We start from the raw sequence: 26,970 nt of genomic DNA on the forward strand, positions 1-26,970 counted from the left end.
GAAAAATAGTCGCAGACTAAAATCTAAAATCTAAAATCGACTGATGGCTCACGCACCTCTGGTGTGGGGAGCAAATTTATGCTATGTTCGACTGCAAAGTTGACAGCGGTATGAATATGCTGACTCTTCCGGGCGTTGAAATCACAGAGCTCATCTACGAAAGCGCAAACTCCCTGGTTTACCGAGCATTCCGACAACCCGACAGTCTTCCCGTCGTCCTCAAAATCCTTAAAGAAAATTATCCCACACCCCAAGAACTCGCCCGCTATCGCACAGAGTATAAAATTACACAATCTCTGAAGCTGAGTGGCTGTATAAAAGCCTATGATTTGCAGCCATATCAAAACACGCTGGTGATGTTTGTCGAGGATTTTGGCGGCGAATCCTTGAAAATTTGGATGCAGCAGCAAAAATTTAGTATTGAAGAATTCTTGCGAATTGCGATCGCCACCACAGAAAGTTTACAACAAATTCACAGCGCCCACATCATTCACAAAGACATTAACCCTTCAAATATTGTCTTCAATCCAGCTAGTGGCGAACTCAAAATTATCGACTTTGGCATTTCCACGCAGTTAACGCGGGAGAATTACACCATCAAAAATCCCAACATTTTAGAGGGAACTCTTGCTTATATGTCGCCGGAACAAACTGGCAGAATGAATAGAAGTTTAGATTACCGCACAGATTTTTATTCCCTGGGTGCTACCTTTTACGAACTGCTGACAAACAAATTGCCTTTTGACACCAGTGATGTGCTGGAATTGGTACACAGTCATCTCGCTAAACAGCCGTTATCTCCATCTCAGGTGAATCCCGAAATTCCGCAAATTGTTTCCGATATTGTGATGAAGTTGATGGGGAAAAATGCTGAGGAGCGTTATCAAAGTGCGATCGGAATTAAAGCGGATTTAGAAGAATGTTTGGATCAACTGCACAGCAATAACAATATATCCGTTTTTCCCCTAGGAAGTCAAGATATTTCTGACCGCTTTCAAATTCCGCAAAAACTTTACGGCAGAGAGCGAGAAATTGATAGTTTACTAACAGCTTTTGAAACAGTCAGCAGTCACAGGCAAGATGCCTGTCCCACAAGCAATCACAGGCAAGATGCCTGTGCCACAAGCTCAATGATGCTGATTTCTGGATATTCTGGTATCGGCAAATCAGCTTTGGTGCAAGAATTATACAAACCGATTACTCAACAGCGCGGTTATTTTATCTCCGGCAAATTTGACCAATATCAGCGCAACATTCCCTACAGCGCCATTGTCAACGCTTTTCAGGATTTAGCCAAACAACTGTTAGCAGAAAGCGAAGCAAATCTCAAAGAATGGCGGGAAAAATTATTAGACGCATTGGGAATCAACGGTCAAGTCATGATTGATGTAATTCCTGAAATTGAATTAATTATCGGCAAGCAACCTGCGCCGCCAGAATTGGGCGCCGCAGAAGCGGAAAACCGCTTTAATTTTGTGTTTCAAAACTTCATTAAAGTTTTTACCAAACCCGAACATCCTCTGACAATATTTATCGATGATTTGCAGTGGGCTGACGGGGCATCTCTGAAACTGATGCAGCTACTGATGAGCGCTTCGTCAACGGGACTGTTTTTAATTGGGGCGTATCGGGATAACGAAGTTTCTGCGGGTCATCCGTTAATGCTAACGATTGAAGAGATTGTCAAAACAGGGGCAAATGTCGATCGCATTTTTCTGTCACCTTTGGATTTATCCTCTGTTACTCAACTCATTGCTGATGCCCTGAATTGCCCGGAATCAAGAGTCAAATCCCTTGCCGAGTTAGTCTTTTTCAAAACGGGTGGGAATCCTTTCTTTATGAATGAATTTCTCAAATCGCTTTATACAGAAGGCTTGTTACAATTTGATTCGCTCGCTTTCAGTTGGGAATGGGATTTAGACCAAATTCAAGCGAGGGGATTCACTGATAATGTTGTCGAGTTGATGGCTGGCAAAATTCAACGACTGCCTGATAATACGCAGGAAACGTTAAAGATAGCAGCCTGCATTGGCAATCAATTCGACCTGAAAACCCTCGCCTCACTTTGCGAAAAATCTGTGGGAAAAACGGCGGATGATTTGTACGCAGCCGTAGCCGAAAATTTAGTCGTGTTGCTCGGGAATATGGGAGATGTGGAATTAGAAATTGCAGGAAAATTACCCAGTAGCCAATCCGTAGAATACAAGTTTGTCCATGACAGAATTCAGCAAGCTGCTTATTCTTTAATCCCCGATACCCAAAAACCCGCTACCCATTATCAAATCGGAAAAATACTGCTACAACAAACTTCGCCAGAAGCCAGAGAAGATGCCATTTTTGGAATCATCAATCAATTAAATTATGGAACAGCTTTAATTACCTCACAAACAGAGCGAGATGAATTAGCCCAACTCAATCTGATTGCCTGTCGCAAAGCCAGAAGTGCTGCCGCCTATCAAGCGGGCCGTGAATACGCTAGCACAGGACTATCAATGCTGGGAGAAAATGCTTGGGTTAGACAATATGAAATGACTCTATCATTCCATAACTTAGCGGCTGAATTGGCTATGCTGTGTGGTGACTTCGAGGCGATGGAACAGGTGATTGAGACGGTCATTGCCCACGCACGATCGTTACTAGAACAGGTTAATGTTTACCGAATTAGAATTCAGTCAATGATTTTCCGGAGTAACCTAGATAAAGCTCTTGTCGTGGCTCAACAATTCTTTCAACAGTTGGGTATTATCTTTCCTGACCCACCCACACCGCATGATATTCAACAGGCAATTGCAGAGGTGGGAAAACTGATGAAAGACCGAGAAATCGAAGATTTTCGTCACCTGCCTCAGATGACGGATGGCGAAAAAATTGCCATTGTGGATATGGTTAGTAGCGTCATGCCAGTAACTTACTTATCTGGTTCTCCTTTATTGCCATTATTGGTTTTACTGTCAGTCAAGCTATCCACTCAATACGGAAATACATCGAGTTCAGCCGTGGGTTATACGCACTATACCATTATTGCCTGTACTATTTTAAAAGATGTGGATACAGCAGTAAAGTTTTGTCAGTTGGCACTCCATGTCGTCTACCAACTCGATGCCAAAGCTCTCAAAACCCAGGTTTTAACTATAGCAGGAACCTTCATATTACACCGCCAATTACAGCTCAAAGAAACATTGAAATTTCTGCAAGAGAACTATACAAGTACCATAGAAATTGGTAAGTATGAGTGGGCAGGATATAATGCACATCTTTTTTGTTTCAATTCTTTTTGGTGCGGTAAACGCCTTGTCACCTTGAAGCCAAAAACCCGCGCCTACTACAATAGTTTGATGCAATTAAACCAAGTGGCAACAGGTAATGGGTGTCGGCTGCTTTGGCAATTTATCTCAAATTTAATAGGATCTACGGAGCCGCCGAGTACACTGTCTGGAGAACCTTTCCGAGACTCTGAATCTGTACCCCTATGGTTGTCTATCCATAATCGGTTTCAGATGTGTGTCTTCTATTTATTTAAGCTGATTCTTTGCTACCTGTTTGGGGAGAGTGAATCAGCTCAAAGCCATGCCGTTGAGTGCAGACGCCATTTAATCGTTGCTCCGGGAATGACTAATGAACCTCAGTTTTATTTCTATGATTCTTTGAGTGTTCTAGTGCAGTTGAGTCCAGAATCAGAAGAGATATCCGAAGCATTAGAGCGGGTAGAACAAAATCAAACAGAACTGCAACAGCACTGGGTAAAGTATACCCCTATGAATTACCAGCATAAAGTGGATTTAGTAGCAGCAGAAAAATGTCGGATTTTGGGACAAAAATTAGAAGCTATAGACTTTTACGATCGCGCTATTCAAGGAGCCAAAGAAAATGAATACATCCAGGAAGCCGCCCTTGCTTATGAACTAGCAGCTAAGTTTTATTTATCGATAGGTAAAGAACTAACAGCTAAAGCTTATATGCAGGAAGCTCGTTACTGCTATGAACTCTGGGGTGCGGCGGCTAAAGTCAAAGATTTAGAAACGCGATATCCGCAGTTATTTGTGATAAATCAGCAGAAAAATCAAGAAATCTCAACAACTACATCAACTACGGGTAGCCGTTCTAGTTCTTCCTTGGATATCGCTACAGTCATGAAAGCTTCCGAGGCAATTGCTGGGGAAATTGTAGAGGATAAATTACTGTCCAGATTGATGAAAATTTTGATTGAAAATGTCGGAGCTCAAAAAGGGTACTTAATTTTAGAAAACCAGACAAAATTGCTGATTGAAGCTAAAGGCGCAATCTATGACGAACGCATAACTGTGTTGCAATCTGAACCAGTTGAAAATTGCCAGGAACTTTCAGAAACAATTATCAATTATGTCGCCCGAACCAAAGAAAATGTGGTGTTAAATGATGCCACTCGTGAAGGTAACTTTACGAATGATCCTTACATCAAATCACGTCAGCCTAAGTCTATTTTGTGTGCCGCTTTGATGAATCAAGGTCAACTCAGTGCTATTGTTTATCTCGAAAATAACCTCACTACACAAGCTTTTACGCCCGATCGCCTGGAAGTCTTACAATTGTTATCGGGACAAGCGGCGATCGCACTTACCAATGCTAAACTCTACGCGGAAGTCAAAGAACGCGAAAACCGACTGACTCAATTTATCGACGCTATGCCGATCGCGGTAACAGTGCATGACACCACCGGACAAATTACCTACGCAAATCAGACAGCACATCAACTAAGCGCCATTCCCACAATCCCCGAAGCCAATACTGAGAAATTAGCAGAAACTTATCAACTTTATCTCGCGGGAACTAACGAGTTATATCCCACCGCACAAATGCCAATCGTGCGTTCTTTGGGGGGTGAAACTGTCAAAGTAGATGATATCGAGTTCCACCGACCTGATAAGATTGTTTCCTTGGAAGTTTCCAGCACACCAATTGTGGATGAAACAGGTAAAATTAATTATGCGATCGCCACATTTCAAGATATCACCGATCGCAAACAAGCCGAAAAAGTTTTAGCTGATTACAACCGCACTTTAGAACAGCAAGTGAGCGATCGCACTCTCGAACTCCAGCGAGAAATCATCGAGCGACAACGAGCCGAAGACGCGGCACAACAAGCCAACCGAGCAAAAAGCACATTCCTCGCAAATATGAGCCACGAATTGCGGACTCCCCTCAATGCACTTCTGGGTTTTTCCCAATTAATGAATCGTTCTTCTAACCTATTGCAGGAACAGCAAGAACACCTGAGTATTATCACCCGCAGCGGAGAACATTTGCTTGAACTGATTAACCAAGTATTAGATTTGTCCAAAATAGAAGCAGGACGCACGACTCTGAACGAGACCAATTTTGACCTCCACCGCCTACTTGACGACATCGAAAATATGTTCCAACTTCCGGCAGAAAAGAAGGGATTGCAGTTATTAGTAGAGCGGATGGTAGACGTTCCCCAATATGTGCGGACTGATGAAATAAAATTGCGCCAAATCTTGATTAACCTCATTTCTAACGCGATTAAATTCACATCGGAAGGCGGCATTTATGTGAAAATTAAAAATCAGGATTTGGCTCAGCAAATCTGCTTTGAGATAGAAGACACGGGAGCGGGAATTGATGTTAGTGAATTAGACAAGATATTTGAAGCTTTTGTGCAAACTAAAACAGGGGAAGAATCGCAACAAGGAACAGGATTAGGTTTAACGATCGCACGTTCTTTTGTGCAGTTAATGGGAGGTGAAATGACAGTCAGTTCTCGTGCGGGAGGCGGTACTATTTTCAAATTTGACATTAAAGTTAATTCAGTTGAAAGTGCCGATCGCCAACGGGAGCAGCCAACCAGACGAGTTATGGCGATCGCACCGAATCAACCCCGCTATCGAATTATCGTTGCAGACGACGCTTTTGACAACCGCCAACTGCTGGTTAAACTGCTTTCCGCGATCGGTTTTGAAGTCTACGAAGCCAAAAATGGGAGAGAAGCAATAGAAAAGTGGGAGCAATATTCACCACACTTAATCTTTATGGATATGCGGATGCCGGTGATGGATGGGTATGAAGCCACCAAACAAATTAAAGAGGGCAACCACAGGGGGATTGCCCCTACGGAAAACGAGGATTTTGTAGGGGTAGTGCCCCCGTGCCTACCCCAGACAGCAATTATTGCTATAACAGCAAGTAGTTTTGAGGAAGAGAAAGCCGTTGTCCTTTCTATCGGCTGCGATGATTTTATTCGCAAACCATTTAGAGAAGCAAACATATTTGATGCTCTACACAAACATATCGGGGTGCAATTCGTTTTTGAAGAACTAAATGCTGCCCCCAGTTTCACAGAAAATGAAGTAAATGTATTGACAAAAACCGCTTTTTCTGAATTACCTCCTGAGTTAGTAGCCAATCTTCAACAAGCCATTAGCAATCTCGATTTAGAACAGATGCAAATAGTCATCAGTCAAATTCGCGAAATCAATCAGCCCTTAGCTAGGGCAAGCGCAGCTTGCATTAAAAATTTTCAGTACGAACAGTTGCTAAATTTAATACACACATTAAGGGATGAGACATGAACAAAAACCTCAGTTTTACCCGCGAAGAAAGTATTTTAGTTATTGATGATTGTCCTGAGAACTTAAAACTTTTAAGCGGGATACTATCGGCTGCTGGGTATAAAGTTCACCTGGCTCCCAGTGGGAAATTAGCTCTTAACTTTATCAATGCCAACTTACCAGACTTAATTTTACTGGATATTATGATGCCTCACATGGATGGCTATGAAGTCTGCCAGCAGCTCAAAGCTACTCCTGAAACTCAAAATATCCCAATAATTTTTATCAGCGCTTTGCAAGAAGTTTTCGATAAGGTAAAAGCATTTTCTGTGGGCGGAATAGACTACATTACAAAACCTTTTCAACAACACGAAATTTTAGTGCGCGTCGAAAATCAATTGCGTCTGAGAAGGATGTCTAAACAACTCCTAGACCAAAATATTTTAGAAGAGCGCAACCGCATGGCGCGGGAAATTCACGACACTTTAGCGCAAACTTTTGCAGGCATTATCATACATTTGGGATCTGCTGAACGGGTAATAGTAGCAAATCCAGAACAAGCACAAGTACACATGAAAACAGTCTGCGAACTGGCTCGCTCTGGACTTGCTGAAGCGCGGCGATCCGTAGAATCTTTGCGCCCGCAACTGTTAGAAGATGGCGATTTGTATAGCGCTCTCAACCAAATTGCTAAACAAATGTCATCAGATACTGATACGCGCACTACTTTTGAAGTGGTTGGCACGGCATATTCCCTACCATTAGAGGTAGAAAATAACCTGTTGCGGATCGGGCAGGAAGCATTAACAAATGCTTTCAAATATGCCAAAGCTACGGCGATAAAAATTGAGTTGGTTTACGAAATATCCAAGTTTTTTTTGCGGGTGCAAGACAACGGACAGGGATTTGATACGGAAAGTTTCGGTTTTAGGAATGGCTTTGGTTTATTGGGGATGAGAGAACGCGCCGATCGCATTAACGCGCAGCTAACAGTAAACAGCAGCCCTGGAAACGGAACAGAAGTTATAGTTTCAGTTAATCGCCAGTAAAGTAAGGTGCACATTTCGCACCATATAGCAATCCTAAATAAGTCGTAAATTTTTTACCGCACCCCAACCCTCCCCAAGGCATCGGGGAGGGAGTAAGAAATTCACAAATGATTTAGGATGGCTATACATAGTAAGTTGGTAGTGAGATGTTCAGTTTTTTTTGATAAAATTAACAGGGTAAACATGATTAACCAATCAAATATTATTCGCATTTTAATTGCCGACGATCATTATATTGTGCGGCAAGGTTTAGTGGCGCTGCTGGAGCAGGAATCAGATGTTAAAGTTGTGGCGCAAGCCAGCAACGGGCAGGAAGCTGTGACAATGTTCCGCGAACATCAGCCCGATGTAACGCTGATGGATTTGCGGATGCCGGTGAGGGATGGAGTCGCGGCCATTACTGCGATTTGTGGGGAGTTTTCCAGTGCCCGGATTGTGGTGCTGACGACTTATGATGGCGATGAAAACATCTATCGCGGATTGCAAGCTGGTGCTAAGGGCTATCTGCTTAAGGATGCGGAACCAGAGGAGCTTTTAGCAGCAATTCGGGCTGTTTTTGAGGGTAAAAAGTACATTCCGCTGGCAGTGGGTGTTAAGTTAGCCGATCGCTTGAGTGGGCCTGAATTGAGCGCTCGCGAATTAGAAGTCATCCGCCTCATAGTCGCGGGTAAAAGCAACAACGAGATTAGTGAAGTTTTGCACATCAGTGAAAGCACCGTCAAGTTTCACATCAACAATATTTTGAGCAAAATGGGAGTTAGCGATCGCACGCAGGCCGCGATTTCCGCATTAAAACGGGGGATTGTCAGCCTGTAGTTTAATGAGCAGTATTTTTTTTACTGCTAAATATAGCAATCCTACATCATTTGTGAATTTCTTACGGACTCCCCTTGATAAAGGGAGGGTTGGGGTGGGGTAAAAAGTTTACGACTCCTGCAAGGATTGCTATATGACTATTATGACGACACATAATGATACATAATATCTTAAGTTTTATGTAAAAACTTTTTAGTAAGGCTAAGCTGGAACTCCTAGGACAAATTAGCCCACCTAAAAAAAAATGCTTTATTCATTTTTGTCCAAGTCTCAAGTCAAAGCCCGCGTTTTAAAACAGTTTGCAGCCGCTATTTCGGCGTCTTTAGCTCTTAGTGCAATAACCAGTGTGAAACCCTCGTCGGTATTAGCGGCTAGCCATATCCCCCCCGCAAATCAAACCTCGACTCAGCTAGCAGCAAAACCTGATTCTAGCTTGCAGCTAGGGCAGTTACGCAGCACTGTTCCCGTGCAGACAATGCAGCTCGATCCGGGCGGATTTATCCCGATCGCGATCGGCGGTATGATAATTATTCTGGTGCTGCCATTATTTTTTGGCGGATTGGTAGTAATTGGCGATCGCGAAGTCGGAATTGTCAGTAAAAAGTTTAGCTTCGGCGGCAAGTCTTTACCGCCCGGAGATTTAATTGCCTTAAACGGAGAAGCTGGATATCAAGCTGATACTTTGCCCCCCGGTTGGCACTGGGGTTATTGGCCTTTGCAGTACAACGTTCGCAAAGAGTCTCTAACTGTAGTTCCCCAAGGTGAAATTGCTTTAATTATCGCCGCCGCCGGCGAGTCGATTCCGCCGCAGCGCATCCTCGGCAAAATCACAGAATGCGACAATTTTCAAGATGCTCGCAAATTTCTTAAAAGCGGTGGAGAAAAAGGTCGCCAATTCGGCATTTTGACGGGCGGCAGCTATCGAATAAATACGGCATTATTTACGGTAATTACAGCAGCTAATGCTCCCAAACACGGGATGACAGCGGAACAGTTGAAACTGTACAAAATTGCTCCCGATAAAGTGGGAGTTGTGACAACTTATGACGGCGTTCCGATCCAAGATGGCGAAATTGCAGGGCCAATTATTCCGAATCACGACAACTTCCAAAACGCGCAAAAATTTATCACCGCTGGCGGGCGACGCGGTTTGCAGGAACAGGTTTTGCTTTCCGGCTCGTGGAACTTAAATCCTTGGTTTGTCGGGGTTGACCAAGTGCCGATGACCGAAATCCCGATCGGCTATGTCGGCGCGGTTATTTCTTATGTCGGCAAAACCTCAGAAGATGTGAGTGGTGCTGCTTTCACTCACGGAAATTTAGTAAATGTCGGAAACAAAGGGGTGTGGGTGACTCCCCTTTATCCGGGGAAACATCCGCTGAATACTCGCATTTTGAAAGTAGAGTTAGTGCCGACTACTAATATAGTATTGAATTGGTCTGGTAAAACAGAAAGGCACAGTTACGACTCTCAACTTTCGTCTTTAACCGTGCGTTCTCAAGACGGTTTTGCCTTTGATTTAGAAGTAGCTCAGATTATTCATGTTGGCGCTTTGGATGCTCCGAAAGTTATCTCTCGCGTCGGTTCGATGCAGAATTTAGTTGACCATGTTTTGCAGCCTACAATTGGCAATTATTTCCGCAATTCTGCTCAAGCTTATTCTGTATTAGATTTTCTCTCGGCAAGAAGCGGCAGGCAAGCGGAAGCCGCCGAGTATATCAAAGCAGCTTTGCGTACCTACGACGTGCAGGCAATTGATACTTTAATCGGGGATATTTTGCCGCCTGCAGAGTTGATGCAAACTCAAACAGATCGCAAAATTGCTGAGGAACAGTGCAAGACTTATGAGGTGCAGCAATTAGCACAAACTCAGCGGCAACAATTGGTGCGGGAAACGGCGCTGGCTGAGATTCAACAAGAGATGGTGAAATCGGAACAAGGCGTGAAGATTTCTGAGTTAAAAGCGAATTCTCAGGTTAAACAAGCTCAAGGTGAAGCTGAGTCGATTCGGGTCAAGGGAAATGCTCAAGCTGAAGCTTATCGCGCGGGTGTTGTGGCTTTGGGAGGTTCCGGTTATACGGCTTTGCAGTTAATGCAAATTATAGGCGATCGCAACGTGCGAGTTGTGCCGGATGTTGCGGTAACAGGCAACGGTAGCGGTGGCGGTTTGGTTGATGGTTTGCTGGGAATGATGATGTGGAATCAAACGAGCAAAAATGGAGAAAATGGCGGGGAGTTGCCGATAGTTAACCTACAGAAATCGGAACCTGCGGCAAAGTTATCAGTAGCCCAGGTGAATTCTGTTAAGCCGTCGGCATCTCGCGCTAATTCCCCTGTTGCGAATGCTGAGGCTGATATTAATTCGCGCTTTGATGAATTGCCGTTTGACCCTGGCTCTTTTAGTTAGGCTGTGCAGTTTGTAGTGAGGACTTCAGTCCTCTCTTATCGAAAGGGGGTATAACCAGTTTGTAGTTGGGCGGGCTACCTAGCCAAAAGTTCAGGTAATCTCCTCAACCAAGGTCAGCTAATGCTGACCATTTTTTATAGTTAAAAACTAAACTTTTAACCAGCTATTTTGGCGAAGACTTTTTCTAAACTTCAAACTTAATTGACAGGTCGATTTTAAAATGCTACTCTCGGCATATTGCTATTTCCTCCTTAGTGTGCAGGTTTACTTTCACTTTAGCCTCAAGGCTTTGCTAGGTAATGCTTTGAGATTATTTACATCCGCTTGCGGGCAACTTGCTCAACTCGGGGCGATTGCCTTGAAATCCTAGCCAGCTATGGTGTAGGACACCAGAAAACTAATAATTTGGCACACTAAGTACGGAAGAGTCCGGCATATTTGGAGTCTACTTCCTTAGCAATTAGAGTAAGTTATGCAACTTTCAACGATGGATTTAGATACATTTTCTCAGGCGAGTATCCTGGGATTCGCGGCCTTAGCAGGCTATATTCTGACACTGCTTCCCACAAATTTGAGAATTGTTTTCCCTCTCACAAAAAAAACTGGCTTTCCCCAATGGCTGCTGAAATATCGCCGTTTCATTGGTCTGATCTCTTTCTTTTTAGCTGTAGCTCACGGATTCATATTTTTCAAACAAAGAAACTTTGATATCTTTGATATCAAAACTTATTTTGTTTACTTCCAGGGAGTAGCAACATTCATTATTTTTACTCTTTTGGCTATCACGTCTAACGATTGGAGCGTGAAAAGACTTAAGAAAAATTGGAAAAAATTGCAGAGTCTCACTTACCTTGCTATGTTTTTAGTAACCTGGCATATCTGGGATAAAATGGCCGGTCACTGGACATATTTAACGCCTGTTGGAATTGCAGCTATAACCGCCACAATAGTTTTATTTCTCGGTCGGGTATTGATTGAGCGCCAATCTAAACAACAAAAACATCAGCCAACAGAAGGCAAAGTAACAGTGCTAACAAGAGTATGGGATAGCATTTCTCAAAGGTAGAATGCAGCAGAAAAATCTTCTATCAATTTCTGGGCTTGAAATCTGGAAATTTATTTTACATAAAGTGAGTGGTGGAGGCCATATTTATGATATCAAAAGCAGTTAAATGGAAAGTTTCAGCAGCGTGGACACTAACAGCGGTTGTAACTGCGGCGGGCATCGGCTGGTCTAGGTCGCTTCCGGAATTGAAAACAACTGTATCGCAGTTTAAATCCGGGCTGTTCACTCAATATTCTCGCAGTTTTAAAGATAATTCGGGGTGGATTTATGCGATCGCACTCAGTCAAGACGGCAAAACTTTAGCCAGCGGGAGTTATGGCGGCATTATCAAAATCTGGAACTTGCAAACCGGCAAATTACTTTACACCATAAAAGCACATACCGATGCAATTGAATCCCTCGCCATTAGTCCTGACGGCAATCTTCTGGCTAGCGGGAGTTGGGATAACCGGATTAAATTGTGGAACCTCAAAACTGGCATACTCATCAATACGTTGAAAGGTCATGCGGATGATGTCAAGGCAATAAGTATCAGTCCTGATGGAAAGTTACTCGCTTCTGGAAGTACCGACAAAACTGTAAAAGTGTGGAATTTTTCCGATGGGAAACTACTCCGCACACTTCCAGATACAGACTGGATTAAATCTGTCGGTTTTAGTCCGGACAGTAAAATTTTAGCAACCGGCAGCGAGAATGGAACTATCAAGATTTGGTGGCTTGATGATGGCGGCAATTACACGCTGACGGGGCATTCCGGGTCGGTGGAATCAGTTGCTTTTAGTCCTGACGGCAAAACTTTAGCGAGTGGCAGTGCGGATAAAACTGTTAAGCTGTGGCAGTTTACAAATGGAAAAGTTCTGCATACATTAACAGGGCATTCCGGCCCGGTGCAGTCAGTTGCTTTTAGCGCGGATGGACAGGCTTTAGCTAGTGGCAGCTACGACAAAACTATCAAGCTGTGGAAGTTGAAAACAGGCGAACTGATGACAAATTTTGCAGCTCATTCTAAGCCTGTTTGGTCTGTCGCTTTTAGTTCTCAAAATCCTGTCTTAGCCAGCGGTAGCGCAGATGAAACTATTAAGCTTTGGCCTGTACCTGTCCCGCTTGCGACTCAGGTTAACTCTCCAGCGCCAGAGGTAGAGGCAACACCTTCTGAAATTATCTCGCCCCGTGAAATTGCACAGTTGAACCGGAAAGTTTACGACCAAATTGACAATAGTTGGCGCTCGACTCCCACCTTCAACACTTCATTAGTTTATCGGGTTGCGGTGGATGAAGAAGGGGCAATTATAGATTATCAGCCACTTAACCACGAAGCGGTTGATTTTCTCCCAGAAACTTCTCTTCCTTCCTCTCGTAAAGCTGCTCGTAAACCAAAGCTTTTTAGTCAATTTCAGGTAGTGTTCAAACCCTCTGGGGTGCTTGAAGTTAACCCGTGGCAAGGGTGGAATTAATCTTACTAATTATCTCGCTAATTAAGTTTAATTAGGACTTGATGAATTTATGAATAACTCGGTGTTATTGTCTTCGGGTTCTTGCTTATTCCTCCTTTACTCTCACTCATAACTCTTGATGCAATTGATCGCGGTTGAAAACTTTGTACCGATCGCAGTACAATCGATCGATATTGCATCCGAGGAATCTCCCCATGTCAGAACTGTTTTCCACTGAGATTAGCGATCGCATCTGCACTCACATGAACGAAGACCACGCGAGTGCTGTCGTGCTATACGCTCAAGCATTTGGCGACCAACCGCAGGCAACAGAAGCTCAAATGCTCGCTATTGATGCCAATGGCATGGATTTAACCGCTAAAGTCAACGACGAAACAGTGGCTGTTAGAGTAAATTTCGATCGCACTTTAAAAGACGCCGAAGATGCTCACCACACTCTCATTGATATGGTGAAACAAGCTCGAAAAGTTGCTAAGTAGTCAATTGCCTACTATTCTGTTATAATTTTAACGTTTGCAGTACGGACTTTAGTCTGGTTAAATAGTTGTTAAGGACTCAAGTCCTTAGTGAAAACCTTTAGTTAGGTTAAGTTTTTTTTAAAGACTAAAGTCCGTACTGCCAAAAAAATATTTAATAAAGTTTAATTTTACTCTAAAATATCCACTAAAATGACAGAAAATTACCCAAGCCCCAAAGAATTAGATGTCGTCAAGGGCAGTAAAAATAACCATTTCGAGGCACTGGTAAAGCGACTAGATTTGATGATTCGCGCCCGCTATTCGCTGCTGTACATTGTCGGCGCGGAGGAGGAACCAGTCGAAGCCGTAATTGCCCAAGTAGCGCTGCAAGTAACTCCCGCGCGCCGGGTGTTGTTCTGGGATCTTGTGCGGGGCTGGGAGGATAACGGTTCTGGGAAAGGCTCGGTAATGGCGGCACTCGATCGCGTTAGCAAAACTGCTGTTGAAGAATATACAATATTTGTACTGCGGGATTTGCACCCAATTTTGAAATATCCATACAGCGAAAAAAGCGCGGCAGTAGTGCGAGAATTGCGAAATTTAACGCGAGAATTGAAGCGCAGCAAAAAAACTATAGTTCTTACTTCTCACACGCTGGAATTGCCGGAGGAATTGAAAGAAGAAGTCACAGTAATTGATTTTCCTTTGCCCAACGTGCAAGAAATAGACAGTTTAATTTCCCACGTTGTGGAAAAGCCGCAACAGTTGCAAGTTAGCGGTTTAGCAAGGGAACAGTTGGTTAAAGCTTGTCAGGGTTTGAGTCGCGCTAGAATCGGGCGGGTTTTGGCTAAAGCTTTGGCCGCCAAACAGCAAATTAACGAGTCAGATATTGACGGAGTTTTGGAGGAAAAACAGCAAGCAATTCGCCAAACGGGCATTTTGGAGTTTTTTAACTCCAGAGAATCCCTAAAAAGTGTGGGGGGCTTGGAGAATTTGAAACAGTGGGTAAAGATGCGACAAGATGCTTTTACTGACGAAGCGCGTCGCTACGGTATACCGAATCCAAAAGGAGTTTTGTTAGTAGGAATTCAAGGCACAGGCAAATCTTTATCTGCGAAAACAATAGCCTCAGAATGGCGTTTGCCACTGTTGCGATTGGATACTGGGAGATTGTTTGGCGGCGTGGTCGGGGAAAGCGAAAGTCGCGTCAGGCAAATGATACAATTAGCAGAGGCGATCGCACCTTGCGTTTTGTGGATCGATGAAATAGATAAAGCCTTCGGCAACATTATCAGCGGCAGCGACGGCGATTCGGGAACTTCGCGCCGGGTATTCGGCAGTTTGATTACTTGGATGCAGGAAAAAACCAGTCCGGTGTTTATTGTCGCCACTGCAAATAACGTCAGGATTTTGCCGGCAGAGTTGCTCAGAAAAGGCAGGTTTGATGAAATTTTCTTTTTAAATTTGCCCTCAGAATCGGAACGGCAAGATATTTTTAAAGTGCATTTGCAGCGTTTGCGGCCAACTAGATTGCGCGAGTTTGATTTGGGGGTTTTGGCGAAACGCGCTGAGAATTTTAGCGGTGCAGAAATTGAGCAAGTGGTAATAGATGGGTTGTATCGGGCCTTTGGCACGTTTGTCAACGGGCAGCGCCGGGATTTGATGACCGAGGATATTTTGAGGTCGATCGAGGATACAGTACCTTTAGCTGCGATCGCGCGATCGCAAATTGAAGATTTGAAGCGCTGGGCGGCGGAAGCGGGCGCGAGAACAGCTTCTAACGATACTCACTTAATTGATGAATTGAAACGCTACAGCCAGCGGCGAAGGGATGCGATCGACAATTAACTTAATTTCTAGGGTGCGTCAGTTAATGTCTAATTAATTCTCGAAACAATTACACCTGACGCATCTTCCTAATCGCATGGTGCGTCACTTCATGGCTGATTAATTAGCCCAAATATCTCCCGTTATGACGCACCATACTACTACGAACCTAATTTAAAAACATCAGCAAGAATAGCATTTTTCTCAACCATTCTCCCCGCATCCGGCGAATCGTAAACCACTAACAGCGAATTCTGCCCGCCCAAATAGGGAAACAGGCTCAACCCTTCAGCATTGTCCGTACCCACTTTAAAAGGCAAGTCAAACAATACCTCCAAATCTCCCCCATCTTGCCCAGTAATACTGTCGCCCGATCGCCCTAAAATCCCCTTTAACCGAAAAACCCTCGTCGCCCCAGATAGAGTCATCGTCGGCCCGGCTAAAACAATCAAATCTTCCCCGTTCCAGCACAATTCTCGCACGCCCAAACCGTTCAAATCAACAAAATGTTTGTTGTACAATTTCCCTCCTTCCCCAATTTCCTTAAGCCTTAAAACTCCCGCTTGGGCCTCTTCAACTTCTATCTCTAAAATTATCGCCCAACCCCGCAGCACCGGCCCCCGCAAACCGAGCAAAATGCGATTTCCGCGCACCGCCAACCCTTCAATATCAAAGCCATTTTCTTTACTCGGAATCGGCACAGATAAATACAAGCCGATGTGGCTGTCATCTTTGAGCGCATCTGTCAGCAAATTGCCTGTTTCTGTCCGCTGAAGACATCCCGCTTTCAGTTGGGTTTCGGGATTGTTTGAAGGGGAAATTGACTCGCACAAAATCCCGTCTTTCATAGGAATGCGCGCCAGCAAATAGCGGTTGACCTCAGTCTCGATTTGTGCTAATCTTTCAATGTCTTTGTCTGCGTCTTTGCCTTTAGTTTTTTTGCGTTTTGTGCTGTGAGAACCCATCAGCCACAGATAATCGCCGCTGAAATCCATTCCTTCGATATCGATTTCGGATTTTCCAGGTAGATCGATAAAATCCGCGATCGCAAATTTTTGATGTTCTCCAAAAATATGAGGCGCTACAGGTGACAAACGCTCGATCGAAGTCGTTTCATCGGAACCCACCCACAAATTGCCATCGGGAGTTAAAGCAACAGCGGATAAGTCTGTAATAATATCAGCCGCTTCGCTGTTTAATTGCAGCATCAGCCGGCCGAGCAAAAAGGATTCTGGCATAATTATTAGAATCAAAAGTATTGTTATGGTCAGTCATTATAGCTAAAGCTGCTTGAAACTGATATCTTGCTACAGGTGTAATAGTCCGCCGGGAATTAATTTTCCGTCTCAAAGCTTGCATTCAGTTAAAACTGAGATGTTGCACCATTCTCAATAAAGCTTTTATGGGCGGGCTAGAAGCCCAACCCCTACTCCCCACAAGAAAATTTAATTTTTGTGGAACAGGCATCTTGCCTGTTCGCGTACCCACCCCACAAGAAAGAAAATTCATCTGTTGTGGAACAGGCATCTTGCCTGTTCATGACAGAGGTGCAAAAAGAAAATTCATCTGTCGTGGAACAGGCATCTTGCCTGTTCATGAAAGAAGTGCAACATTTTAGTTAAAACCGACTCAAAACTAAAACATAAAATTAAAAAAATATCCTCCTCATGCCTGATAGCGAGGGATTCCGCTTTCAGATAGGGATTTTTCACCCCAGGCGGCCCCAACCGCAGTCACCGGTGATTATTCCGCAAACCGAACCTCCACAGACGGATAACACCCTAATGGAAGCATTAACATCGCCGTTACGTTTCGTTACGATAAGGAGACAGAGAGAAAAACCTCTCATTCGTAAAATCAGAGGTAGCCATTATGAACGGTACATTTCGCGTCGGCAACCTGTTTGGGATTCCCTTCTTTGTCAACGCATCTTGGTTTTTAGTTCTGGGTTTAGTAACCTGGCAGTACGGCGGTGCACTAGCTGCCCTGTTCCCCACGTTGGGCCCCGTAGCGCCCTGGATGCTGGGATTATTCACAGCGTTACTGTTATTTGCTTCCGTCTTAGCCCACGAATTAGGACACAGTTGGGTAGCCATTAAACAGGGAATTGGCGTGAAATCGATTTCGCTATTTCTGTTTGGCGGACTGGCTAATTTAGAAAGAGAATCTAAAACCCCCGCAGAAGCATTTTGGGTAGCCATTGCAGGCCCGTTGGTCAGCTTATTGTTATCCGGTTTGTTAACAGCGATCGGCATCGGTGCTGGTCTCACAGGCCCCGCAGCGGCCATCGTCGGACTTTTAGCTTCCATCAACTTAGTTTTAGCCTTATTTAACTTAATTCCCGGTTTGCCCCTCGACGGCGGCAACATCCTCAAAGCAATTGTCTGGAAAATTACTGGCAACCCTTACAAAGGTGTAATTTTTGCTAGCCGCGTCGGTCAAATAATTGGTTGGATTGCCATTGCTACAGGCGTATTCGGCAACATTTGGAATCTAGTAATCGGTTGGTTCTTACTACAAAATGCCGGTCAATCTGCCCAATATGCCACAGTCCAAAATCAACTGGCAGGCCTGACAGCCGCAGATGCTGTTACCCCCGAAAGTCCGATCGTCTCCCAAGACTTGTCCCTCAGAGAATTTGCCAACAACTACGTGATCGGTAGCACTCAAACCTGGCGCAGGTTCCTGGCAACAGATGATGCCGGACAATTGGTAGGGGCGATCGACCTAGACGACCTCAAAACCATTCCTACCGGAACTTGGCCCCAAGTTTTCGTCAAAGAACTCCTGAAGCCGATCGAATTTTCCACCACCGTCAAACCGGAATTATCCCTCCTCGAAGTCGTCACCCTCCTAGAACAACTCAAAGTACAAGAACTCCCCGTCATTCGCGAAAACGGCGTTCTCGTAGGACTTGTAGAAAAAGCTGAAATTGCCCGCCTGTTACAAAGACGAGCCGAAGCGAACCCTGCTTGATATCCTCCGATACTTGACAAATAAGAGTTAACCCCCTCGATTTCCCCTTACCAAAAGGGCGATCGGGGGGGTTAACTCTAGCTTGAAAAAAGTCAAGTCAAACACTCAATTATTAGCAGCAAATCAAGCATGATAATTATCGGAGTGTATTGAGCATCTGAGCGAGGATTTTATGCCCTATCATGACTATTGTGGCAGTCGCTCAAATAACTGTTCTGGGAGCATCAATGCAGAACAGCTACTTTATAGATAAGGTGAGCTTAGCCACACCCGAAAACTCAGCAATCTACAGCTCAATTTCAGCAATCAAATCTAGTATTTTTTGATAATCAAAATTATATAGATGATTCCTCAGAACTTCCGCAAAAACATCATTATCGCTGCCGATTTCCTCAATAGTTGTGGCAATCAAGTCGAAGTCAGCCTCACGGACTGCCTGTTTTAGATTGATCGTCCATTCTGGGGAAACTTTCGGCTTGGAGTTCAGCGTAAATATTGCAGCACTATCAGATAGTTTTTCTTGTGCCATACTTGAACTCTTCGATAAATCATTAACTTCAACATATTTATTGATGACTTCACCAGCACCCGCTGCGATAACAACTGGAATGTCAAACTTGAAGACTGTACCGTGTCCCACTTCGCTCTCGACGGTAATGTCGCCGCCCATTAATCTTATGAACTCGCGGCTGATGTTTAATCCTAAACCCGTACCTGTTTGAACTTTCTTTTCGGATGAAGTTTGCACCAATAATTCAAATATGCTTTCTAATTGTTCCGGGGGAATTCCCACTCCTGTATCGGAGATTTCAAAGCAAATAAAAACTGTTTTTTGAGGTTCTCCAATATTTAAAACAGCGTTTGTTGTAGGCTTAATTATTCCTGATTGCTTTTGCCCTACTGTGACTGAAATTGAACCAGTTTCGGTAAATTTAACCGCATTATCTAATAAATTAATCAGCACTTGTCGCAACTTAATATCATCACATTCCACGTATTGGGAAACATCGGGAGAGCAGTCAATAATTAATTGCAATCCTTTATTTTTTGCCGGAATTTGGAACATATTTTGCACGTCCCCCAGCAAGCGGTACAAGTCAAAAAGTTTGGCGTTGAGTGTCATGCGCCCAGCTTCAATTTTAGCTAAGTCTAAGATTTGATTGATCACCTGAAGCAGGTGCTCTCCGCTGCGGCGAATAATTGTGATATTTTCTTTTTCCGGCAAAGTTAAATTAGCGCTGGGTTCCATTAATTGAGCGAAGCCGAGAATGGCGTTGAGGGGGGTTCGCAATTCGTGGCTCATGTTGGCGAGAAAGATGCTTTTAGTTTTGTTGGCAACTTCTGCGGCTTCTTTGGCTTGTTTGAGTTCTTGTTCTGCTTGTTTGCGATCGCTCGTATCAATGATTATGCCGTGCCAGACAATATCTCCATTTTCGCGCAATTCTGGTCGAGAATAACCTTGCAGCCATTTGAGTTTTCCCGATGCTGTCACAATCCGCCACTCGTGGGAAAATAGTTCTAGATCAGTGGCACTTTTGACAATTGCCTCGAAGTGACTGGATCGATCGTCCGGGTGCATTTGTTCGTAGAGTAAAGCAGAGTTGTTCTGGATTTCCTCCGGCTCTAATTCTTGAATTTCTCGGCATCGAGGACTGATATATTCCATCTTGACTGAGCCGTCGGAATGCTGCACGAATATGTAAAGTTCTCCGGGAACAGTGCTCGCTAATTTGTGAAACAGAGCTTCGCTTTTTTCCAAGGCTAATTGTGCTTGTTTGCGCTCGCCAATATCAATCCCAAATCCAAACAAGAAATCCAGGCGGCCACCTTCGTCGAGAACCGGTGTGCCGTGCCACTCGACTAACAAAGTCCGATCGTCAGAAGTGAGAATGCGATGTTCGTTAACCGTTTGCTCCCGCGCTGTTACGCCCGTAAAAATTGAATGTAATCCGGCTCGATCGCTTGGGGGTACAAATGTCGCTAAGTAATCCTTGCCTACAACTTCTGTGGCAGTATAGCCCACCGCTTCCAGGATACTGTTATTCGCCAGCAGGATTTTACCCTCAGAGTCGATCGCCACAAAAAAAATCGGAGAATTTTCGATAATCTTTAAGTTAAAGTCGCGCTCTTGACGGATAATTTTTTCAGCTTGCTTGCGTTCCTCAATTTCGAGCTGCAAGCGGGCATTGATCGAGGCTAGCTCGATCGTGCGATCGACTACTTCAATTTCCAGAGTACGGTTGTAGTCAGCCAATATTTGCTCTGCCTGTTTGCGAGCCGTAATATCTTTAAAAACAGTAAGAACATAAAGGATATTCCCCGCACCGTCAAACACCGGCAGTGCTCGCACTTCCAAACGAATATTTTTCCCGTCTCGGCGAATATCCATATCTTCCGCAATCACCTCGAAGCCACTCAACGCCCGTGCAAACGGCATTTGATCGGCCGGGTAAAGTTGATCGGTTCCTGTTATATAAGTTTGATAAGCTTCTGCTAGCTCTGTTGCAGTAGCATCGGGCATTTCTCCCCTACCCAATATCTGCTCACCCGCCGAATTCATGAAAATAACTGCGCCGCCCGGAGTCATCGCCGAGACTCCAACAGGCAAATTTTCTACCAGTTGGGCAAATTTTTCTTCACTTTCTGCCAAAGCTTGAAAAGACTGTTTCAGTTGAGCTGCCATCTCGTTAAAAGACTGGGCTAATTCGCCGACTTCCTCAAGCCTACTGACAGCCACAGCGCGATCGAAGTCTCTGGCGGCAATATCTTTAGCTGCTTCGTTGAGCCGCAGCAGCGGCAGCGTTACCCACCTCGCTGTCAGCACTCCAGCAATTGTCGATAGCAGTAGCGCCACCAAACAAAGTAAAATTGTAGTGCGCGTATTTTTGTTAATTTGCCCCATGAAATCGGATTCGGGAACTGCGATCGCAATCACCCAGTTCAAACCGTAAACATCAGAAAAAGGCAGCACTTCCACAAAATATTCCTGCCCGTCTCGGCTAAATTTCAGTTGCTGCCGCTGCTTAATGTCGCCAAAGCCCCCGAAGTGTTCGTACAAATATTTAGCTGCGGTGCGAATGACAGGAGTTTGGCTGTCTAAAACATTCACCCGCTGCAGTTGCTGCTTTCCCGGCATCTTTCTAAAGGGTGATTCTTGACTCGAACTGGCAACCAGCAAGCCCGATCGTTCGATCGCGAAAATTTGTCCCGTTTTGCTAAGCTTGATGCGATGGAGATATTGCTGAAGTTCCAAGAGCGAAAAGTTTACTGCACTAACTCCCAGCAATTTACCATTTCGATCGCGAATAGGTTGGCTGGCAGCAATAAAAACAGTCCCAGGAGTAAAACCCGGATAAATGCTCGTCCAAATCGGTTTATTAGCTGCGACAGCTTCCTTGTACCAGGGGCGGAGACGGGCATGGTAGGTTCCGGGTTCTGCCTTTAATTTAGCGGTGCGAGTTCCTAGGCCGTCTGTAGCGTAGTATATGTTCTGAAAGTTGGTAGACTTGTTCGCCGCGACAATTTGCAAGCTGTTATCCGTGGGGTTGCGCCAAATGCCGAGATATTCTCCTGATTTTTCAGCACCGAAGGATATCCATTGAATGCTTTTAAACGAGCGCATTTGCTGCCAAAGGAACTTCTCTCCCCGAGGCTGCGGCTTTTCTAACTGTAAGTTTAATTCACCGCGCTCGATCGCTTCAGCGTTAAGTTTATTTACCCACTGGGTAGGTTCGAGAAAAGAAATCAGCTTTTCTTCAACTCTCTTTCCCGTCTCCGCGATCAATTTATCGGCGAGTTCTTCGACTGCTTTGTCTCCGTTGCGAAATGACAGATACCCGACAATCCCGACTACGGCGACAATTTGCAGCACAAAAGAGGCCACTAGAAGGCGACGCAGGGAGATTTTTGTTTGGTGTTGAGAAGTTTTACTCGCGAATCGGGGCAACGGCATAGGCTGATGACTAATTGCTCCCTAACACTTTAACTGTTCTAGCCTGTAATTTCACTCACGGGCGATCGAGGTGTTTCCTTGCCCTCAAAACCCCTCGCATACAGACACAAATCAGGAGCAAGCACGAGACTTATACAATTTTAGATTTTAGATTTTAGATTTTAGATTAAATAATTCCGAATGAATGATGAAGCTCTTGCTTTCGAGCTTCGCTACAGTTGCACTCTTGTTTTCAACGGGTATGACGCACTGTTAGCTGAGAATACCTCCGCCATTTTCTTGCTTTCGTGAGTTTCCTAGCTCAACCAAACCTGCTTCTTGCCTGGAACCTCGACCATCGAAACTCAACATTCATCCGTTAAATCCGCTATACAATCCCTTGGTGAACATCCATGCCTTACATCCGTTACATCCGGTACACAATCCGTTGCCGAACTTCTCTTTAACAGCTACGCGGAAAATCCCCCGCTTGTCCAAACGGATAGAGCGAGGGGCGAGAATAGGTATTCTCGGAAAATATAAAGTAGTGGCAGTGGCTGTTGTCGAGCCATTGCCATCTATAGAAGCCATACTGTTTGAGGCTCACAGAAAGATTTCAGAGCCAATTGTCTGCTTGGAGTCAATGCTTGAAGTCAAACCAACCTGTTCAAGCAAGAAGTCAAAGCAAGTCGTAAAGGCCTAGGCTACTTCTTCTTCTCGATCAATTTGGCGCAGGTGAATGTGCTTGCGTCCCAGAGAGATTTCAAATTCATCTCCTGGCTGGAGTTCCATCTGTTTCGTGTAGGCAGCTCCAATCAGTAAGTTGCCGTTAGATTGAACGCTAATCCGATAGCTGGCAGAGCGTCCGCCACGTCCATTGCCGTTTTGCTTCCCGTCTAGCTGAATGCCTTCTGCATCAATCAGCGCATTCAGGAATTTCATCATGTTGACCCGTTCTACGCCGTTCTTGGTAACGGTGTAGTAGCCACAGGCTCTAGCTTTTTCTTCCTTGGTAAGGTTCTCTAGGTCTTTGACCTTTTTGATCAGATCTTCGCCTTCAAGGGGTTCGATATTTTTCTTTTTAGCCATTTACTGAGTCCTGAAATATTCAACTGGTGTACGGATTTTTTCTCGGTTGGTTTTTGGTTTGACCAAGAAACTTTAGCTTTATAGCTGGTCGTAAAACTATATTACACCGATCGGCTCAATTGTTAACCACTATTATCTAAATATTTTTAACAACCTGCAGTATTTCTTGAGGAGTAGCTGCAACCGATGCGAGCAATCTCTAAACTCGGTAGCATAAGCTATCAGCTATCAGCTAGCTGAATATTTGCCCCGCTCTTAAAATCCCATGAAGTTAACCACACGCGGACACTACAGTGTCAAAGCATTACTGGATCTAAGTTTGCAACCTCGCTATGGCCCGACATCGGTGAAATCGATAGCGAAGCGACAGGAGTTACCTGCTCCGTATCTAGAAAAATTGCTGATTGAAATGCGACGAGCCGGTTTAGTCCAATCTGTTCGGGGTTCCCAAGGAGGATATCAATTGGCCCGCCAGCCCGCTCAAATCTCTTTAGGACAAATCTTAGAGGCTGTAGGTGAAACTATTGAACCTTTACCTCGACATTTTCCCGACGCGACGCAAGCAGAGGACTGGGTAACATTCAGTTTGTGGAACCGATTGCACAAAAAACTTGCCGAAGCGCTGTACAGTATTTCCCTCGAAGACTTATACTATGATGTCCGCAGTTGGCAAGCGGCTCTTGGGGAAGAAACTAGCTTTATCATTTAAATGGTAAGTTCATTCATTCGATCGCCAGCAAGCACACATGGACGCAACACTTGTTACTTACTTTGGTGGCTGTCACTGCGGAGCTGTCCGCTTCCGTGTCGCCGTTGACAAACACGAAGCATCAGATTGCAACTGCTCTATCTGCAAAAAGAAGGGATTTTTGCACCTCATTGTGCCGCCGGAACGTTTTACCTTGCTCAGTGGCCAAGATGTTTTGACCACCTATACATTTAATACAGGAACTGCTCAACATACTTTCTGCGGAATTTGCGGCATTCACTCGTTCTATCGCCCCCGATCGCATCCCGATCATTTCGATGTCAACGTCCGCTGTCTTGACGACGATGCCATCAAACACTTTCAGATACTACCCTTTGACGGTGTTAATTGGGAGGAGAACGTACACTTGCTCCGCGACGAAAGTAATCTCAGCAGTTAAAATTGCTGCTAAAAAATTAAAGTCCCCAAAGGTAGCAGCAGTTAAAACCTGCGCTACCATTGCGATCGCTCCTGGTCGGACGGACTATCAAGTTTGACAAAATATATAATGATGCCGGATGAATTTCCTGTTTTGATTTTAGCTGCGGTGTTGGATTATTCGATCGGCGATCCTTGGGGTTGGCCACATCCGGTGCAGGCGATGGGTTGGGCGATCGACCGCTATACTCGACTTGTCTTTAATATATGGAATAATCCCGCAGGCAAAATGCCTGAAGCAGAGAATCGTCCCGCTGGCGAGCGGCACAAACTGCTGCTACGATGTGCTGGTACAATACTAGCGATCGGGCTGATTGTAGGCAGTTATACTGTCAGTTGGTCGATCGCCCAAGCTGCTAGTTGGGTACATCCTCTTTTAGGTATTGCCATACAGACCATTTTGCTGGCAAGCTGTTTTGCCGGTCGCAGTTTGAGGGCGGCTGCAGAGGATGTGCTAGCACCTTTAAATGTTGGAGATTTAGTCAAGGCGCGAGAAAGGTTGAGCCTTTACGTCGGCCGGGATACCGAAAACTTATCCGAGCCAGAAATTCTGCGAGCATTGTTAGAAACTGTAACAGAGAATGCAGTCGATGGCGTGACAGCACCGCTATTTTATGCCTTACTTGGGTTCGCTCTGCCGCATCTATTATTAAGTGTTACCGGTTCGCCGATCGATCCTAACTCGATGTGGGCGACTGCTATAGTCCCCTTGGCGATCGCTTACAAAGCAGCCAGCACATTAGATTCTACGATCGGCTACAAAGAAGCCCCATACACAGATTTAGGATGGTTTAGCGCCAAACTAGAAGACGTGCTGACGTGGATTCCTTGTCGGCTAACAGTGATTACTTTAGCCGTTATATCGGGCAAACCGATTTACATTTGGCAAATTTGTCAGAGAGATGCTGTTAAAGATGCCAGCCCCAATTCCGGTTGGAGCGAGTGCGTTTACGCCGCCATCTTGGGAGTACAACTAGGAGGTACTAATTCCTATCGCGGAGTTCTCAAACACAAACCGCTGTTAGGCGAGCCGGATCACCCTATCACAGCGCCGCTAATTTGCCAAGCATTGCAATTAACTCGGTATTGCTTTCTGATTTGGTTGGGACTATCATTGCTTTTTTATACCTTCTTATGTTTGAGCCGCTAACTGATGACCTCACCCGAACAGTCCAGGAGACATAAATAACGTATTTCTGTCATTGTTCGCCCGCTTGCAAGCAATCGCAGCATCTGCTTTTCATCCATTCGGGCTAAGTCCAGCAGAAGACAGAGATCAGCCACCGACAAAAGCAAAAAAAAGTTTTGACCTTTGTTCAAACCCCCAGATTCCTCTGTCAAGTCAATCTCAAATCTCAAATCTCAAATCTCCAATTGTTCGATATGCCAACAGCCAACAATTAGCTCGCAGCAACCCATGACTAAAATTATCGAAATTTTATCCCCTGATGAAGTGAGGCGCACTCTCACCCGCGTCGCTTCCCAGATTGTCGAAAAATCAGGGAATCCCTCGGAGTTAGTGCTGTTGGGCATTCATAGTAGAGGAGTGCCTTTAGCTCAAATTTTGGCAGATCAAATTGAAGTCCTCGAACAAGTCAAAGTACCCGTGGGCGCTTTGGATATTACCTTTTACCGAGATGACTTGGATCGAGTTGCGATGCGGACACCGGCTAAAACCGAAATTCCTTTCGATTTAACGGGCAAAACTGTAGTGTTGGTAGATGACGTTATATATAAAGGCAGAACGAGTCGAGCGGCTTTGAATGCGGTTAACGATTACGGGCGACCGGAGAAAATTTGGTTAGCGGTATTAGTCGATCGTGGCCACCGAGAAGTACCGATTCAGCCGGATTTTACGGGTAAAAAGTTGCCGACTGCAAAGGAAGAACAAGTTAAGGTTTACGTTCAAGATCTGGACGGGCGCGACGGAGTGGAGTTAATTAAGGGTTGATAAGTAGAAGGAAGTAAGGAAGAAGGAAGAAGGAAGAAGGAAGAAGGAAGAAGGAAGAAGGAAGAAGGAAGAAGGAAGAAGACTTACACAGCAAGCTTGAGCGCGAGCCGTATTTTTCGTTTAATTAGGTGGATCTACTTAGGGTTTGCTGAATAATTGATCGCAGACCACTAGCAGGAGCGATCGATATATTCAAGGTGAGTTAAATATAAGTT

The 26,970-nt window shown here is 44.7% G+C and carries 17 protein-coding genes; 13 read left to right on the top strand and 4 right to left on the bottom strand.

Annotation, left to right across the window (positions count from 1 at the left end):
* Positions 1 to 83 precede the first annotated feature (83 nt).
* The 8 genes from QUA34_RS19035 to QUA34_RS19070 all read left to right on the top strand — a co-directional run bounded on the left by QUA34_RS19035 (position 84) and on the right by QUA34_RS19070 (position 15,643).
* On the top strand, positions 84 to 6,566 hold the full coding sequence (locus QUA34_RS19035; RefSeq protein WP_333388906.1) for an AAA family ATPase: 6,483 nt from the start codon (positions 84 to 86) through the stop codon (positions 6,564 to 6,566).
* Positions 6,563 to 7,594, top strand: coding sequence for a response regulator (locus tag QUA34_RS19040; RefSeq protein ID WP_333329163.1), 1,032 nt, complete (start codon positions 6,563 to 6,565; stop codon positions 7,592 to 7,594). The genes QUA34_RS19035 and QUA34_RS19040 overlap by 4 nt, the downstream gene beginning before the upstream one ends.
* A gap of 186 nt (positions 7,595 to 7,780) precedes the next feature.
* Positions 7,781 to 8,410 (top strand): response regulator transcription factor, encoded by a 630-nt coding sequence (locus QUA34_RS19045; protein ID WP_333329211.1) that lies wholly within the window; start codon positions 7,781 to 7,783, stop codon positions 8,408 to 8,410.
* Between the two features lie 244 nt (positions 8,411 to 8,654).
* Positions 8,655 to 10,817, top strand: coding sequence for a flotillin family protein (locus QUA34_RS19050; protein WP_333388907.1), 2,163 nt, complete (start codon positions 8,655 to 8,657; stop codon positions 10,815 to 10,817).
* 472 nt (positions 10,818 to 11,289) lie between these two features.
* Positions 11,290 to 11,883 carry a ferric reductase-like transmembrane domain-containing protein gene (locus QUA34_RS19055; protein ID WP_333329157.1) on the top strand — a complete coding sequence of 198 codons (594 nt, stop codon included), beginning with the start codon at positions 11,290 to 11,292 and terminating at the stop codon, positions 11,881 to 11,883.
* 86 nt (positions 11,884 to 11,969) lie between these two features.
* On the top strand, positions 11,970 to 13,337 hold the full coding sequence (locus tag QUA34_RS19060) for a WD40 repeat domain-containing protein (RefSeq protein WP_333329154.1): 1,368 nt from the start codon (positions 11,970 to 11,972) through the stop codon (positions 13,335 to 13,337).
* Between the two features lie 194 nt (positions 13,338 to 13,531).
* Positions 13,532 to 13,816 (top strand): DUF2470 domain-containing protein, encoded by a 285-nt coding sequence (locus tag QUA34_RS19065; protein ID WP_333329151.1) that lies wholly within the window; start codon positions 13,532 to 13,534, stop codon positions 13,814 to 13,816.
* 189 nt (positions 13,817 to 14,005) lie between these two features.
* On the top strand, positions 14,006 to 15,643 hold the full coding sequence (locus QUA34_RS19070) for an AAA family ATPase (RefSeq protein ID WP_333329148.1): 1,638 nt from the start codon (positions 14,006 to 14,008) through the stop codon (positions 15,641 to 15,643).
* 140 nt (positions 15,644 to 15,783) lie between these two features.
* Here the strand turns inward: QUA34_RS19070 and QUA34_RS19075 are convergent, their stop codons facing one another.
* Positions 15,784 to 16,860, bottom strand: a complete 1,077-nt coding sequence (locus QUA34_RS19075) for a DUF3616 domain-containing protein (protein ID WP_333388908.1) — start codon at positions 16,858 to 16,860, stop codon at positions 15,784 to 15,786.
* 634 nt (positions 16,861 to 17,494) lie between these two features.
* On the opposite strand from QUA34_RS19075, the gene QUA34_RS19080 reads away from it, so the two are divergent.
* Entirely contained in the window at positions 17,495 to 18,598 is a 1,104-nt protein-coding gene (locus tag QUA34_RS19080) for a site-2 protease family protein (RefSeq protein WP_333329142.1), read from the top strand.
* 286 nt (positions 18,599 to 18,884) lie between these two features.
* Here QUA34_RS19080 and QUA34_RS19085 read toward each other — a convergent pair whose 3' ends face one another.
* From QUA34_RS19085 to QUA34_RS19095, 3 genes are all read right to left on the bottom strand, one after another.
* Complete coding sequence (locus tag QUA34_RS19085) at positions 18,885 to 22,550, bottom strand: PAS domain S-box protein (RefSeq protein ID WP_333388909.1); 3,666 nt, start codon at positions 22,548 to 22,550, stop codon at positions 18,885 to 18,887.
* A gap of 351 nt (positions 22,551 to 22,901) precedes the next feature.
* Positions 22,902 to 23,120 carry a hypothetical protein gene (locus tag QUA34_RS19090; RefSeq protein WP_333388910.1) on the bottom strand — a complete coding sequence of 73 codons (219 nt, stop codon included), beginning with the start codon at positions 23,118 to 23,120 and terminating at the stop codon, positions 22,902 to 22,904.
* A gap of 108 nt (positions 23,121 to 23,228) precedes the next feature.
* On the bottom strand, positions 23,229 to 23,618 hold the full coding sequence (locus QUA34_RS19095; RefSeq protein WP_333060228.1) for an AbrB family transcriptional regulator: 390 nt from the start codon (positions 23,616 to 23,618) through the stop codon (positions 23,229 to 23,231).
* A gap of 265 nt (positions 23,619 to 23,883) precedes the next feature.
* Here QUA34_RS19095 and QUA34_RS19100 point away from each other — a divergent pair, with 265 nt between their 5' ends.
* The 4 genes from QUA34_RS19100 (at position 23,884) to pyrR (ending at position 26,755) form a co-directional block, all read left to right on the top strand.
* Positions 23,884 to 24,327, top strand: a complete 444-nt coding sequence (locus QUA34_RS19100) for an Rrf2 family transcriptional regulator (RefSeq protein ID WP_333077293.1) — start codon at positions 23,884 to 23,886, stop codon at positions 24,325 to 24,327.
* Between the two features lie 37 nt (positions 24,328 to 24,364).
* Complete coding sequence (locus tag QUA34_RS19105; RefSeq protein ID WP_333329136.1) at positions 24,365 to 24,766, top strand: GFA family protein; 402 nt, start codon at positions 24,365 to 24,367, stop codon at positions 24,764 to 24,766.
* Between the two features lie 108 nt (positions 24,767 to 24,874).
* Entirely contained in the window at positions 24,875 to 25,954 is a 1,080-nt protein-coding gene (gene cbiB, locus QUA34_RS19110) for an adenosylcobinamide-phosphate synthase CbiB (protein ID WP_333329208.1), read from the top strand.
* Between the two features lie 267 nt (positions 25,955 to 26,221).
* Positions 26,222 to 26,755, top strand: coding sequence for a bifunctional pyr operon transcriptional regulator/uracil phosphoribosyltransferase PyrR (gene pyrR / locus QUA34_RS19115; protein WP_333083995.1), 534 nt, complete (start codon positions 26,222 to 26,224; stop codon positions 26,753 to 26,755).
* Positions 26,756 to 26,970 lie beyond the last annotated feature (215 nt).

It is taken from the genome of Microcoleus sp. POL10_C6 (genome assembly GCF_036701585.1).
Taxonomy (GTDB): domain Bacteria; phylum Cyanobacteriota; class Cyanobacteriia; order Cyanobacteriales; family Microcoleaceae; genus Microcoleus.

Bases quoted from the DNA above. Each gene is read 5' to 3' on its own strand.
- QUA34_RS19035 (WP_333388906.1), top strand. From the start codon at position 84: ATGTTCGACTGCAAAGTTGACAGCGGTATGAATATGCTGACTCTTCCG.
- QUA34_RS19040 (WP_333329163.1), top strand. From the start codon at position 6,563: ATGAACAAAAACCTCAGTTTTACCCGCGAAGAAAGTATTTTAGTTATT.
- QUA34_RS19050 (WP_333388907.1), top strand. From the start codon at position 8,655: ATGCTTTATTCATTTTTGTCCAAGTCTCAAGTCAAAGCCCGCGTTTTA.
- QUA34_RS19055 (WP_333329157.1), top strand. From the start codon at position 11,290: ATGCAACTTTCAACGATGGATTTAGATACATTTTCTCAGGCGAGTATC.
- QUA34_RS19060 (WP_333329154.1), top strand. From the start codon at position 11,970: ATGATATCAAAAGCAGTTAAATGGAAAGTTTCAGCAGCGTGGACACTA.
- QUA34_RS19065 (WP_333329151.1), top strand. From the start codon at position 13,532: ATGTCAGAACTGTTTTCCACTGAGATTAGCGATCGCATCTGCACTCAC.
- QUA34_RS19070 (WP_333329148.1), top strand. From the start codon at position 14,006: ATGACAGAAAATTACCCAAGCCCCAAAGAATTAGATGTCGTCAAGGGC.
- QUA34_RS19075 (WP_333388908.1), bottom strand. From the start codon at position 16,860: ATGCCAGAATCCTTTTTGCTCGGCCGGCTGATGCTGCAATTAAACAGC.
- QUA34_RS19080 (WP_333329142.1), top strand. From the start codon at position 17,495: ATGAACGGTACATTTCGCGTCGGCAACCTGTTTGGGATTCCCTTCTTT.
- QUA34_RS19085 (WP_333388909.1), bottom strand. From the start codon at position 22,550: ATGCCGTTGCCCCGATTCGCGAGTAAAACTTCTCAACACCAAACAAAA.
- QUA34_RS19090 (WP_333388910.1), bottom strand. From the start codon at position 23,120: ATGGCTTCTATAGATGGCAATGGCTCGACAACAGCCACTGCCACTACT.
- QUA34_RS19095 (WP_333060228.1), bottom strand. From the start codon at position 23,618: ATGGCTAAAAAGAAAAATATCGAACCCCTTGAAGGCGAAGATCTGATC.
- QUA34_RS19100 (WP_333077293.1), top strand. From the start codon at position 23,884: ATGAAGTTAACCACACGCGGACACTACAGTGTCAAAGCATTACTGGAT.
- QUA34_RS19105 (WP_333329136.1), top strand. From the start codon at position 24,365: ATGGACGCAACACTTGTTACTTACTTTGGTGGCTGTCACTGCGGAGCT.
- cbiB (WP_333329208.1), top strand. From the start codon at position 24,875: ATGATGCCGGATGAATTTCCTGTTTTGATTTTAGCTGCGGTGTTGGAT.
- pyrR (WP_333083995.1), top strand. From the start codon at position 26,222: ATGACTAAAATTATCGAAATTTTATCCCCTGATGAAGTGAGGCGCACT.